The organism is Vandammella animalimorsus, assembly GCF_002288875.1.
Classification (GTDB): domain Bacteria; phylum Pseudomonadota; class Gammaproteobacteria; order Burkholderiales; family Burkholderiaceae_C; genus Lampropedia; species Lampropedia animalimorsus.
Genome location: NZ_NTBH01000001.1, coordinates 565,204 through 578,346, shown reverse-complemented (window position 1 = coordinate 578,346; position 13,143 = coordinate 565,204). Strand labels below are relative to the sequence as shown.

The following is a 13,143-nucleotide window of genomic DNA, read 5'->3' as shown; positions in this document are numbered from 1 at the left end:
CCATGGCTCAAACCCTTCACGCCCCCGCCCAGGACGCCCGCGCCGAGGCCGACGCTGCCCTGCTGCAGACCCCGGCCAACCCGTTCTACAAATGGTGCTCGGCCCTGCTGTGCTACCCCGAGGCCGAGCTGATCGAAGCCTTGCCGCAGCTGCGCGCCATGCTGGCGGGCTGGCCCGAGCTGCAGGCCCACCACGCGGCGCTGCACGGCCTTCTGGACCACCTGCAGGGCCACAGCCTGCGCCAGCTGCAGGAAGCCTATGTGCGCACCTTCGACCACAACCGCCAGCACGCGCTCTACATCTTTGAGTACGTCTATGGCGAAGACCGCGATCGTGGCTCGGCCATGGTCGATCTGCTGGAGGAGTACCGCCAGCATGGCTTCGAGCTGGGCGATGAGGAGCTGCCGGACTACCTGCCGGCGCTGCTGGAGTACTTCTCGCACGTGCCCGATGCGCACGCACGCAAGCTGCTGGGCGACCTGGTGCACGTGGTGGCGCACATTGCCACGCGCCTGCACGCCAGCGGCTCGCCCTATGCCGCAGTGCTTGATGCGCTGGTAGCGCTCAGCCCGGTGGCGCCGCAGCCACTGGTCGAGCCGCCGGTGCGCGACATGGACGAGGCCATGGAGACCTTCGGCCCTGACGCCGCCGGGCTGGAGCCGCTGCTCAAGCCCAGCCTGGAGAGCACCATCCAGTTCTACCCCAAGGCCGCCGTGGCCGCAGGCCGCAAGCCTGCGCAGGCCAGCTGACGGAGACCGCGACAAGGAGCGCCCCCATGAACACCTTTCACCAATTCATATTCGGCATCTACCCCTATATCTGTTTGGCTGTCTTCCTGCTGGGCAGCCTGGTGCGCTTTGACCGCGAGCAGTACTCGTGGAAGAGCGAGTCGAGCCAGCTGCTCTACCGCGGCCAGTTGCGGCTGGGCAATATCCTGTTTCACGTCGGCGTGCTGGCGGTGTTCTTCGGCCACCTGTTTGGCCTGCTCACGCCGCTGTGGGTCTGGGACATGCTGGGCGTCAGCCACGGCGCCAAGCAGATCTTCGCCATGACCGCCGGCGGCATCTTCGGCGGCATGGCGCTGGTGGGCCTGCTGTTGCTGCTGCACCGCCGCCTGATGTGCGACCGCCTGGCAGCCAACAGCACCTGGCGCGACAAGCTGGTGCTGGTGTGGCTGCTGGTGACGCTGCTGCTGGGCCTGTCGACCATCTTCGTCAGCATGGACCACCTGGACGGGCACGAAATGGTGCTGCTGATGCAATGGGCCCAGCACATCATGACCTTCCGTGGCGAGGCGGCCAACTTCCTGACCGAGACGCACATCCTCTTCAGGCTGCACATCTTCATGGGGCTGAGCTTCTTCCTGATCTTCCCCTTCACCCGCATGGTGCACGTCTGGAGCGGCTTTGCCAGCGTGGCCTACCTGGGCCGCGCCTGGCAGCTGGTGCGCCCGCGCTGAATCCCGTCATTTGAGCAGAGGAGTGCCCCATGCCCATCACCGTCAACGGCGTCGAGCTGCTGGATGCGGAAGTCGAGCAGGAGCTGCCCCGGCACCAAGACAGCGACAACCCGCTGCACCAGGCTGTGCTGGCGCGCATCCTGCGGCGCGTGCTGCTCGATGAGGCGCAGCGCCTGCAGATCGACACGGATGACGAGGAGCAGGCCATCGGCGAGCTGCTGGAGCGCCAGGCCCCCAGCCCGGCGCCCAGCGAGGCCGACTGTCGGCGCTTTTACGAGCGCCACCCTGAGCGCTTCACCGTGGGCGCCTGCGTCGAGGCCGAGCACATCCTGTTCCAGGTCACGCCCAAAGTGCCGCTGCAGGCCCTGACGCTGCAGGCCGAGGACGTGCTCGAGCGTGCGCGGGCCGAGCCTGAGCGCTTTGCCGAGTTGGCGCGCCGCTACTCCAACTGCCCTTCGGCGGCCGTGGGCGGCAGCCTGGGACAGCTGGGTCGGGGCGATACCGTGCCTGAGTTTGAAAAAGTGCTCTTCGCCATCCCGGCCGGCACCGTGCACCCCAGGCTGGTGCACTCGCGCCATGGCCTGCACATCGTGCGCGTGGCGCGCAGCGTGCCAGGGCGGCTGCGGCCCTATGAGGACGTGGCCGGCGACATTGCCCAGGTGCTCACAGCCATGGGGCGCGACACCGCCTGGCGCCAATACACCAAGGTGTTGGTGGCGCGCGCCCAGATCGAAGGCATTGACCTGGGCGAACAATTGGGCGAAGACCGTATCATGGCGCCCGACACCAGCAGGCAAAGCCCGCCATGAACGCCACGATGACACCTCTGCCCCCCCATGACGACGCCTCGGCCAGCGCCTGCGGCCAGGCCCAGCTGATCGACGGCTTTGGCCGCCGCATCCACTATCTGCGCGTGTCCGTCACCGACCGCTGTGACCTGCGCTGCAACTACTGCATGCCCAAGGATTTCAAGGGCTTTGAGGAGCCGGCCAACTGGCTCAGCCACGCCGAAATGGCGCGGCTTGTTGGCCTGTTCGTGCAGCTGGGCGTGAACAAGGTGCGCCTGACCGGCGGCGAGCCGCTCACGCGCCGTGGCGTGGTCGAGCTGGCCGAGCGCATTGGTCGCATGCCGCAGGTGCGCGATCTCTCGCTGTCCACCAATGGCACCATGCTGGCGCGCCATGCCGCCGGCCTCAAGGCCGCTGGCGTCAAGCGCCTGAATGTCAGCCTCGATTCGCTCGATGCCGCCACCTTTGCGCAGATCACCGGGCGCGATTGCCTGCAGGACGTGCTGGCCGGCCTCAACGCCGCGCGCCAGGCCGGCTTCGCGCCGATCAAGCTCAATTGCGTCGTACATGCCCAGACGCCCGAGCCCGAGGTGGCCCGCATGCTGGCCTATACGCTGGCCAGCGGCTTCATCCTGCGGCTGATCGAGACCATGCCCATGGGCGAGAGCGGGCGCCAGTTCCAGCCGGCCGACCTCACGCAAATGGGTGCGCGCCTGGCCCAGCGCTTTGGCCTGGTGCCGGCGCTGGACATTGGCGATGGCGGCCCGGCGCGCTACTGGGCGGCCGGCCAGGGGGCGCCCGCGCTGGGCGTGATCACCCCCATGTCGCAGCATTTTTGCGCCACCTGCAACCGCGTGCGCCTGACGGTCGATGGCACTTTGCACCTGTGCCTGGGCCAGGAGGACAGCGTGCCGCTGGGCCGCATGCTGCGCCAGGGTGCGGACGATGCGCAGCTGCTGGCGGCCATCCGCGCCGGCATTGCCGCCAAGCCCGAGCGGCACGAGTTCCACAGCGCACCGCAGCGCATCGTGCGCTTCATGTCGCAAACCGGGGGATAGCCACGCCATGCCCATAGAGAAAATCGAACGATTCATCGACGGCTTCACGCGCTTTCAGCAGCATTACTACGAGGAGGCCCCCGAGCTGTACCGCGACCTGCGCGACGGCCAGCGCCCCAGCACGCTGCTGATCGGCTGCTGCGACTCGCGCGTCGATCCGGCCATCTTGCTGGACTGCGACCCAGGCGACATCTTCACCATGCGCAACGTGGCCAATCTGGTGCCGCCGCCGCGCGGCGACATCGGCCCGCAGGGCGTGCTGGCGGCCATTCAGTTCGCTGTTGAAGAGCTGCTGGTCGAGCGCGTCATCGTGCTGGGGCATTCGGGCTGCGGCGGCATCCGCGCGCTGATGCAAGGCCGCGGCCAGGCGCCGCAGCCGGCCGACTTCGTCGGCAGCTGGATGGCCATTGCCGAGCCGGCCCGCGAGCGCGTGCTGCAGCAACTGCCCAAGGCCAGCGACGAAGAGCGCCGCCGCGCCTGCGAGCAGGCTTCCATCATCATCTCGCTGCAGAACCTGCAGCGCCTGCCTGCCGTGCAGCGGCGCACCGAGGAGGGCACGCTCAGCCTGCACGGCTGGTATTTCGATCTGGCCTCGGGCAGCCTTTCGGCCTACTCGCCCAGGGTCGATGCCTTCCTGCCGGTGACGGAGGCCATCGCCACCGCAGGCCGCAGCGGCGCTGGCACTGCACCATGCCGCAAATGAGCGCTGCGCGCCAGAAAGTGCTGGGCATTGTCGGCCGCTCCGGCAGCGGCAAGACCACGCTGATCGAAGCCATGCTGCCGCTGCTGCGCGCACGCCGCTTGCGCGTCAACGTCATCAAGCACAGTCACCACGACATCACGCTGGAGCCGCCAGGCAAGGACAGCGCGCGCTTTCGCGCAGCCGGCGCGCAGGAGGTCATGATCGCCTCGCCCTGGCGCTTTGCCATCATGCATGAGCTGCACGGCCAGCCCGAGCCCGAGCTGGCCGAGCAACTGGCGCGATTGGCCCCGGCAGATCTGACGCTGCTCGAAGGCTTCAAGCGCCAACCCATTGCCCAGCTGGAGGTCTATCGCCCGGCGCTGCAGCAGCTGCCGCTGCACATCCAGCCTGGCAGCGGCATCATTGCCGTGGCCAGCGATGCGCCACCGCCGCCCGGCGCGGCGTTGCCCTGGCTGCCGCTGAATGCGCCGCAGCAGGTGCTCGATTTCATTCTGGCGCAGCTGCAGCTGGCGTGAGCGCGCCGCGCGGCAGCAGGTATCCAGACACCCCCAGGCACAGATCACAATACACACAGCACACACGCAAGCGATGGCACACACGGCAATGGGCAAGGCAGCAATGATGGCGGCACTGGAGGCCGATGCGGCCCTGGCTGGGCCGGGCCGCGAGCGCCCAGACGCCGCGCCGCCTGCCAGCGCCGCGCCCGTAGCGGCTGCTGGGGCCGATGCGGCCGATACGGCAGGCCGCAGCAGCCCTTGGCAGCAAGCCGATGGCCAGTCAGGCAAGCCCGCACAGCCCCTGGTGGCGCGCATCGTCGCCGTGGCGCTGCTGGCCTTGGTGCTGATGCTGTGCATGATTGGCTCCACCCTGTGGCTGGCCTGGCGGCTCGAAGGCGCGGCAGCGGCCATCAATGACACGGGCAGCCTGCGCATGCAGGCGCATCGCATTGCCGTGGAGCTGCTGCGCGCCGGGCCGCAGTGGCGCCAAACGCGCCCCATGGGGCAGGGCGGCATGGATTTGACAGCCCACGTGCGCGGCCTGGCCGATGCGCTGCAGCAATCACTGCAGCAAATCGAGCAGGGCGACGCACAGCGCCCCTTGCTGTTGCCACAAACCCCGGCAATCCGCAGCGAGTTCGCGCGCGTGCAGCAGTACTGGCAGGACACGGCGCGCCCGGCGATCGAGCAGGCCTTGCGCAGCGGCGAGCCCGGCGCCTATCTGGCGGCGCTGCCCGAGCTGGTGCTGCGCACCGAGGCGCTGGTCGCACAGATTGAGCAGGACAGCGCCCGCAAGACCACTGCCTTGAATCTGGCCCAAGGGCTTCTATTGCTGCTGGCCGTTTTGGGCACGCTGGCCATGATTTACTTGCTTTATCGCTGGATCGTCGCGCCGGTCATGCGCCTGAGAGAAGGTCTGCAATCCATGGCTGCGCATCAATTCGGCACGCGTCTGGCCGTGCAACGCAACGATGAGTTTGGCCTGCTGGCTGCGGGCTACAACCAGATGGCCGATGAGCTGCAAAGCCTCTATCAAGGCCTGGAGCAGCGCGTGGCCGAGAAAACCGCGCGCCTGGCCGCGCAGAACCACCAGATTGGCGCCCTGTACGACATGGCCGCGTTCTTGAATCAGCCCAACGACATCGAGGCCATGTGCGAAGGCTTTTTGCAGCGGGTGACGGCCCAGTTCGAGGCCCAGGGCGCCAGCATTCGTACGCTTGATTCCGGCAGCGAGCGCCTGAGTCTGGTGACTGCGGTGGGCCTGTCGCCGGCCTTGACCGAGGCCGAGCACTGCATGCCGGTGCGCGACTGCCACTGTGGCCAGGCCACGCTGCAGCAGCAAGTGCTGTTCGTGCGCGATCTCTCGCATCTGCCGGAAGCGGCCGCGCCCAATTGCCGTCATGAGGGTTTTGCCAGCGTGGCGGTGTTTCGCATCATCGCGCGCGAAGCAGTGCTGGGTTCGTTCTCGCTGCATTTTCGTGCCCCGCGCGAGCTGCAGCCGGCCCAGCGCCAGTTGCTGCAGTCGCTGGGCCAGTTGCTGGGCGTGGCCTTGGAAAACCGCCGCCTGGACGCCAAGGCGCGCGAGCTGGCGGTCGTGCAAGAGCGCTCCCTGGTGGCCCAGGGCTTGCACGACAGCCTGGCGCAAGGCTTGAATTTTCTGAACTTGCAATTGCAGTTGCTAGAGGATGCCGTGCGCCGCCAGGACGCGCAGGAGGTGGATGAAATCCTGCCGCTCTTGCGCACCGGCGTTGAGGAAAGCTACCAGGATGTGCGCGAGCTGTTGAGCAACTTTCGCAGCAAGCTCGAGCAGGGCGACTTCTGTGAGCTGATTGAGGACACCGTACAGCGCTTTCGCCGCCAAAGCGGCTGTGAAATTGCGCTGGAGCTGCACTATGCCCAGGGCGCGCCGCTGGCGCCCGAACAGCAGCTGCAGGTGCTGTTTCTGCTGCAGGAGGCGCTCTCGAACGTGCGCAAGCATGCCCAGGCCCGGCGCGTTTCCGTGCGCATCGACAACGCGCGCGATTTCACGCTGGATGTGCAGGACGATGGCCAGGGCTATGACCCCGAGGAAGTCAGCACGCGCAGTGACGCCCATGTGGGCATGCGCATCATGCGCGAGCGAGCCGCACGCATGAACGCGCACCTGTTGCTGGACTCTGCCCCTGGCGCTGGTGCGCGCGTGCGACTGACCTTGCCTGCCAGCGAACGCCAGCCAGCGTGATGCGCAGTGCTCAACGCAGCTTGCCGCAGCCGCTCAGCCCAATCCAGTGCTCTGGCCTGCTGACTGCTGCGGGTGCGGGCTGGCGGCACACATAAAAAACCACGATATATCCATGACCATTCGCATTCTGCTTGTTGATGATCACACCCTGTTCCGCTCCGGCCTGCGCCTGCTGCTCAAGCGCCAGGAGGACTTTGAAGTTGTAGGTGAAGCGCCCGATGGCATCGAGGGCCTCAAGCGCGCCAAGGAGCTGTGCCCGGACGTGATCCTGCTGGATCTGAACATGCCCGGCCCCAGCGGGCTGGAAGTTCTGCAAATGCTCTCGCAGGACGTGCCCGAGAGTGCGGTGATCGTGCTCACCGTCTCTGAAGAGGGTGAAGAGCTGGCGCAGGCGCTGCGCAGTGGCGCGCGCGGCTACCTCCTCAAAAACATCGACGCCGAAGCCCTGGTGCAGGGCATCCGCCGCGCCGTGGCGGGCGAGCCGGTGATCGACCCGGGCATGACGGCCAAGCTGGTCGAGCAATTTCGTCATCAGCCCCCATCGCCGCCCGCGCCTGCAGCTCCTGCCGATGGCGATGCCCAGCGCAGTCGCCTGACGGCGCGCGAGGTGCAGGTGGCGCGCCTGCTGGCGCGTGGCACCAGCAACAAAGTCATCGCCCGCGAGCTGGACGTGACCGAGAGCACCGTCAAGATTCATGTGCAGAACGTGCTCAAGAAGCTCAACCTCAACAGCCGCGTGCAAATCGCGGTCTATGTGGTCGAGCACGGCCTGGCCGATGAGGAGGGCGGCAAGCCCGACTGAGATCGAGAACAGACTCTCATCGAACTACAATGCGCGCCTTTTGCGCGGCCGCACGCTGCTGTGCGCGCGGCCGCAGTGTTTCGTAGTGTCCGCCGGCATGCCGCTGGCGGCCGGGCCTGGAGGGGCGTGCGGCCTGCGCTGCGCTGCCCAAGGCCCGGCGGGAAGCAGGTGTGCCCAAGCCTGCGCTGCCCCCGCAACGGTAGGTTCTTGTATCCGCCCTGGCCCCGGCTGCTGCGCGCTGCCGGGGCCAGCCACTGTGGCCCTGCGCCATGGGAAGGCCCGGCGGTGTTCTGCAGGCGCGTCGCCTTGATGCGCGCCTGCGGCCTGGACGAGCCCGGAGACCGGCTGCGAAACCACCCTGGTGGCGTCTTTGCGCGCCCGCCACCCTTATTTCTTCAGCCGCCGCCCGTGCAGGGCGCGTGGCCTGGCAAGGCGGCGGGCCGGGGCGCTGAGTGTGTATTGGCTGCGCGGGTTGGCGCGGCAAGGGGAAATTCAATGACCCGTTTCTTTGTATCGGGCCAGGGCTTTGCTGCGCCCGGCCATCATCGAGCTGCTGGCCGCCTGGCCGGCGTGGCGCTGGCCTGTGCCAGCCTGTGCGCGCCAGCGCTGGCCCAGCAGGCTGCGGCCGATGGGGCGGCGACGCTGGATGAAGTGTTCGTCACTGCCACGGCGCGGCCCGAGGAGCGCAGCCGCATCGCCGGCACGACCCAGGTGATCGGGCGCGAGGCGATCGAGCATTCTTCGGCGCGCTCGGTGACGGATTTGCTGGCCGAGCACGCCGTGGGCTTTTTCAGCGAGTGGACGGCGGCGCAGACTTCGATGAACCTGCGCGGCGCGGCCACCGATGGCCAGGGGCGCGACTTCCGCAGCCAGGTGCTGGTGCTGGTCAATGGCCGCCGCGCGGGCACGGCCAATCTCTCCAAGCTCAACCCGGCCGAGGTCGAGCGCATCGAGATCGTGCGCGGCCCGGCCTCGGTGCTGTACGGCAGCCAGAACATGGGCGGCATCGTCAACGTCATCATGAAAAGCGGCCAGGGCCAGCCGCCTGCCAGCGTGCAGCTGCGCGGCGGCTCCTGGGGCCAGTACCACGCCCAGGCGCAGACCAGCGGCGCCAGCGGCAACATGGATTGGTTCGTTGGCGTCTCAGCCGGTGGGCGCGAGGATTACGACAGCGGCCTGGGCCACCGCATGGAAAACACCGCCTGGCGCCGCCGTGGCGCCAGCGTCGCCTGGGGCTGGCAGCTGCACGAGCAGCACCGGCTGGATGTGAACCTGCGCACCGATGGCATCTTCGATGCGGGCTTTCGCGGCTCGGGCGCCAACACCTTGAGCCGGGACAACCGCTCCAATCGCTCGCTGGATCTGGTTTATGACGGCGCCAGCGCCGATCAGCGTCTGGGCTGGACGGCGCACCTGTACCGCCTCAAGGACGTGGATGAGTTCAACTGGGCCTCGCCAGTGATCCGCTCGGGCAATAACCCTGCGCCGGGCACGGCGCGCGACTACAACCGCCGCAACCTCAATGCCACGGGAGCGCGCCTGCATGCACGCGCGGCGCTCACGCCCAGCAACGATGTGCTGCTGGGCTACGACACCGAGCGCAGCAAGCTGCGCTCGCAGCGCGAGCGCCTGCCCGTGCCCGGCGGCCCCGCCCGCCAGGTGCCGCCCATCGACTACAACCAGACCGAGCAAGTGCATGCGCTGTACTTCGAGGACGCTCAGCGTCTGCTCGATGACCGCCTGACGCTGCGCGGCGGCGTGCGCAAGACCTGGGGCCGCACGCACTTTGACGATACCCCGCATTTGGCCGCGCAGCGCGCTGCGGCGCGCTCTTACGACGCGCTGACCTGGTCGCTGGGCGCCACCTATCGCTTGAGCGAGCAAACCAGTCTGCGGGCTCTGGCTGCCACGGGTTTTCGCGCGCCCACGGCCACCGAGCTGGCCGCTGACTTCACCGCGCTGGGCGGCGGGCGCAGCTTTGGCAACCCGAACCTCAAGCCCGAGCGCGCGCGCCAGCTGGAGGTGGGCGCAACCTGGCAGGGCGCGGCCTGGCGGCTCGATGGCGCGCTGTTTCAGAACACCATCAGTGATCGCATCATCACCATCTCGCGCGGGCCGGGCACCAACACTTCGGACTACGGCAACAACCGCGCCAACATCGTCGCGCGCGGCCTGGAGGCCAGCGCGCACTTGCGCCTGGATCAGGCCCTGGGCTGGGGCGCGGGTGCGCCGGCGCTGAGCCTGTTTGGCCACGGCTACTACCACTTCACCATGCAGGACAAGGGCGCCGCTGCAGCGCTGGAAAGTCAGCGCGTGCAGCGCATGTACCGCCATGCGCTCTCGGCCGGGCTGCGCTACGGCCAGGGCCGCGAGGGCCAAGCTGGCGCCTGGAATGTGCAGCTGGCGGGCATTCTGCGCGGGCCGATGTGGTACGACACGGAGGAGTCGCTGCTGATCCCGCAGGCCGAGCCGCGCCGCGCCTTCCTGCACCGCAAGGGCAGCTTCACGGTCTGGAACCTGCGCGGCCAGTACCAGCTCAGCCAGAGCCTGCGCCTGTTCGCGGCGGTCAACAACCTGCTGGACAAGAACCAGCACCCGATCTTCATCTCCACCGACCGCGGCGCGGCCTGCATCTCCGACCGGCGCTTCCAGAACGGCGGCTGCGGCACTTCCATGCCCGGGCGCGAATTCCAGCTCGGCCTGGAGGCGCGTTTTTGAGCGCCAGCCGCGGCAGGGGGAGGGCGGCTTTGCGCGGGCTGTGCGCAGCGCTGCTGCTCGCGCTGGCCTGGTCAGCTTGGCCTGCCTGGGCCAGCGGCGCGGCGGCAGCCGATCCAGCCAGCGGCACCAGCCCCTGGCTGGCGCACTGCCTGCATGAGCAGGCCGACCAGCCCGCAGCCAGCGCCCCGGTGCTGCTGCGCGATGCGCTGGGACGCGATGTGGCGCTGCCGCGCCCGCCGCAGCGCATCGTGACGATCTTTTCCTCCAACACCGAGCTGGTGGCCTACCTGGGCCTGGCCGGGCGCATCGTCGGCGTGGAGGACTACACCCGCTACCCCAAGGCCGTGCTGGGCCTGCCCAAGGTGGGCGGGCGGCTGGGCTTTTCGGTCGATGCCGTCACCGCGCTGGCGCCCGAGCTGGTCATCGTCACCCCGGCGCGCCAGGCGGCGCACCAATTGGTCGAGCCCATGCAGCGCATCGGCGTGCCGGTGATGGTCTTGCTCAGTCGCTCCGTGGGCGAGGTGCTGGACAACCTGCGCCTGGTGGCCCGCGCCGCCGGTGTGCCGCAGCGCGGCCAGTGTCTGGCGGCGCAATTGCAGGCGCGGCTCGATCGCATCGCCCGCAGCGTGCCGCCGGGGGCCGCGCCCAGCGTCGTGCTCATCACCGGCCGCATGGGCAATGGCATGCTGCTGGTGGCCCGGCCCGGCAGCTACACGGCCGAGGCCGTCGAGCTTGCCGGCGCACGCCACGCCCTGCAAGGCCTGGGGCCGTTGGCCCAGGTCTCGCCCGAGGCCGTGCTGGCCGCCGCGCCCGAGGTGCTGCTGTTTGCCGGCACCCAGGCGGCCTTCGATGAGCTGCTGCAAAGCCCCGGCTGGCGCGACCTGCCGGCCGTGCGCGCCGGACGCACGCTGACTGTGGCGCGCGCCGAATTCCTCATCCCCGGCCCGCGCACCATCGACGGCATCGAAAAACTGTTCCAGGCCCTGCATCCGCAACGCGCCGGCCAGCTGCTGCCCGGCGCAGCGCAGGCCGCGCCCACGCCGCCATGAGCCAACCCAATCCTTTGCCAGATGAAGCCCCCGCCCAGGCCCGCTGGCGGCGTTTCCTCTACGGGAGCGCAGCCCTGTTGGCGCTGGCGCTGCTGCTGGCCGCCTGCGCCGGGCACCGCTGGGCCAGCCCGGCGGCCGTGCTGGCTGCGCTGGGCGGCGACGAAGCCCTGAGCAGCCGCCTGCTGCTGCAATGGCGCCTGCCGCGCGTGCTGGCCGCAGCCTTGGTTGGGGCATTGCTGGGGCTGTCGGGCGCCATCTTCCAAGGGGTGTTTCGCAACCCGTTGGCCGAGCCTTATCTGCTGGGGGCCTCAGGAGGCGCGGCGCTGGGCGCCAGCGTGGCGCTGCTGGTACCGCTGGGCCTGCCCAGTGCCTGGCTACTGCCCGCGCTGGCCTTTGCCGGTGCCTGGGGAGCGACGCTGCTGGTGCTGGGCGTGGCCCGGGTGGCGGGCGCGTTGGATGCGGCCGGCATGCTGCTGGCCGGCGTGGCCATTGCCGCCGTGCTGGGCGCGCTGCGCTCGTTTTTGATGTTGGCGCTGTCGGACGAAACCGTCAGCCTGCAAGTGGTGATGAGCTGGATGCTTGGCGGCATCCAAACGCCGAGCTGGCCCGGCCTGCTGGGGCTGCTGGCGGCCACGCTGGGCTGCGCCTTCATGGCCCAGCGCACCGCGCGTGGGCTGGATCTGCTGGGCCTGGGGCCGCAGCTGGCGCAGGGCTTTGGCCTGAATGTGGCGCGCTTCGTGCCCTGGGCCGTGGTGGCCGGCGCGCTCATCGTGGCCGTGGCCGTGGCCTGGGGTGGGTTGGTGGCCTTCGTGGGCCTGGCCGCGCCGCACATCGCCCGCTGGCAGGTCGGGGCGCTGCACCGCCACGTGCTGCCCGCCTCGGCCCTGATCGGTGCCATCGTCGTCACCCTGGCCGATGCGCTGGCGCGCTCCGTACTGCCGCCGGCTGAAGTGCCGCTGGGCCTGGTCACTGCCCTGGCGGGCGGGCCGTTTTTCATCATCCTGCTGGCGCGGAGGTTGCGGCAATGACGGTTGTGAACACGGCGCTGGCCTCCGATCTTCAGCCTGAAGCTGGCCCTGCATCGCTGGCCCTGGCCTTGCATGGTGTGCTGCTGCGTCGCCAGCAGCGCCAGGTGCTGGCCGGCATCGACGTGCAGCTGCCAGCGCGCGGCGCCGTGGCCCTGGTGGGGCCCAATGGCGCGGGCAAGTCCAGCCTGCTGTCGGTGCTGGCTGGCTTGAGCGCCCCCGATGCCGGGCAGGTGCTGCTGCATGGCCGGCCGATGGCGGCCATGCCGGTGGCCGAACGGGCCCGCCACATCGGCTATATGCCGCAGCAATTCACACCGCATTGGGATTTGACGGTGCAGGAGCTGGTGCAGGTGCGCCTGGCGCTGCGGCCCGAGTTGGGTAAAAGCCCGGCGCAAGTGCTGCATGCGCAAGGCTTGGGCGCATTCGCGCTGCGGCGCTGGTCCAGCCTCTCCGGCGGCGAGCAGGCGCGGGTGCTGTTGGCCACCGTGCTGGCGGTGCAGCCGCCCATTTTGCTGGCCGATGAGCCGGGCGCGGCGCTGGACGTGCGCCACCGCCTGGAGCTGGTGCACGCGCTTGCCCAGCGCGGGCGAGCGCAGTTGGTGGTCGTGGTCATGCACGATTTGGAGCTGGCTTTCCAGTGCTTTGAGCGCATCCTCGTCATGGCCCAGGGGCGCATCGTGCTCGACGGCGGCCCAGAGCTGGCCTTGGACGAGCGCCTGGATGCGCACTTTGGTGTGCGCTTTGAGCGCATCGGCACGCCACCGCAGGTGCTGCTGCGCGCGCAATGGCCCCTCTCGTGAGGAAAACACGATCCATCAAC

At 69.0% G+C, this 13,143-nt stretch carries 12 protein-coding genes and 1 riboswitch; all 12 genes read left to right on the top strand.

Features of this window, described 5'->3' with window-relative positions; genetic code table 11:
- The first annotated feature begins 2 nt into the window (after positions 1–2).
- Positions 3–749 (top strand): nitrate reductase molybdenum cofactor assembly chaperone, encoded by a 747-nt coding sequence (gene narJ, locus CLI93_RS02450; protein ID WP_095541243.1) that lies wholly within the window; start codon positions 3–5, stop codon positions 747–749.
- Positions 750–775: 26 nt separating this feature from the next.
- Positions 776–1,459, top strand: coding sequence for a respiratory nitrate reductase subunit gamma (gene narI / locus CLI93_RS02445; RefSeq protein WP_095538883.1), 684 nt, complete (start codon positions 776–778; stop codon positions 1,457–1,459).
- A gap of 29 nt (positions 1,460–1,488) precedes the next feature.
- Entirely contained in the window at positions 1,489–2,268 is a 780-nt protein-coding gene (locus CLI93_RS02440; protein ID WP_095541244.1) for a peptidylprolyl isomerase, read from the top strand.
- Between the two features lie 8 nt (positions 2,269–2,276).
- Positions 2,277–3,305 carry a GTP 3',8-cyclase MoaA gene (moaA, locus tag CLI93_RS02435; RefSeq protein ID WP_095541405.1) on the top strand — a complete coding sequence of 343 codons (1,029 nt, stop codon included), beginning with the start codon at positions 2,277–2,279 and terminating at the stop codon, positions 3,303–3,305.
- Between the two features lie 7 nt (positions 3,306–3,312).
- Complete coding sequence (locus CLI93_RS02430; RefSeq protein WP_420823094.1) at positions 3,313–4,008, top strand: carbonic anhydrase; 696 nt, start codon at positions 3,313–3,315, stop codon at positions 4,006–4,008.
- On the top strand, positions 3,996–4,523 hold the full coding sequence (gene mobB / locus CLI93_RS02425; protein ID WP_095541245.1) for a molybdopterin-guanine dinucleotide biosynthesis protein B: 528 nt from the start codon (positions 3,996–3,998) through the stop codon (positions 4,521–4,523). Before CLI93_RS02430 ends, mobB begins: the two co-directional genes overlap by 13 nt.
- A 73-nt stretch (positions 4,524–4,596) precedes the next feature.
- Complete coding sequence (locus CLI93_RS02420; RefSeq protein WP_238946604.1) at positions 4,597–6,726, top strand: type IV pili methyl-accepting chemotaxis transducer N-terminal domain-containing protein; 2,130 nt, start codon at positions 4,597–4,599, stop codon at positions 6,724–6,726.
- Positions 6,727–6,838: 112 nt separating this feature from the next.
- Positions 6,839–7,528, top strand: a complete 690-nt coding sequence (locus CLI93_RS02415; RefSeq protein ID WP_095541246.1) for a response regulator — start codon at positions 6,839–6,841, stop codon at positions 7,526–7,528.
- A 158-nt stretch (positions 7,529–7,686) separates the two neighbouring features.
- Positions 7,687–7,872: riboswitch (cobalamin riboswitch) on the top strand.
- A gap of 151 nt (positions 7,873–8,023) precedes the next feature.
- Complete coding sequence (locus tag CLI93_RS02410) at positions 8,024–10,246, top strand: TonB-dependent receptor (protein ID WP_095541247.1); 2,223 nt, start codon at positions 8,024–8,026, stop codon at positions 10,244–10,246.
- On the top strand, positions 10,243–11,295 hold the full coding sequence (locus CLI93_RS02405) for an ABC transporter substrate-binding protein (protein WP_238945690.1): 1,053 nt from the start codon (positions 10,243–10,245) through the stop codon (positions 11,293–11,295). The genes CLI93_RS02410 and CLI93_RS02405 overlap by 4 nt, the downstream gene beginning before the upstream one ends.
- Entirely contained in the window at positions 11,292–12,323 is a 1,032-nt protein-coding gene (locus CLI93_RS02400) for a FecCD family ABC transporter permease (RefSeq protein ID WP_095541248.1), read from the top strand. Before CLI93_RS02405 ends, CLI93_RS02400 begins: the two co-directional genes overlap by 4 nt.
- Positions 12,320–13,123 carry an ABC transporter ATP-binding protein gene (locus CLI93_RS02395; RefSeq protein WP_095541249.1) on the top strand — a complete coding sequence of 268 codons (804 nt, stop codon included), beginning with the start codon at positions 12,320–12,322 and terminating at the stop codon, positions 13,121–13,123. The genes CLI93_RS02400 and CLI93_RS02395 overlap by 4 nt, the downstream gene beginning before the upstream one ends.
- Positions 13,124–13,143 lie beyond the last annotated feature (20 nt).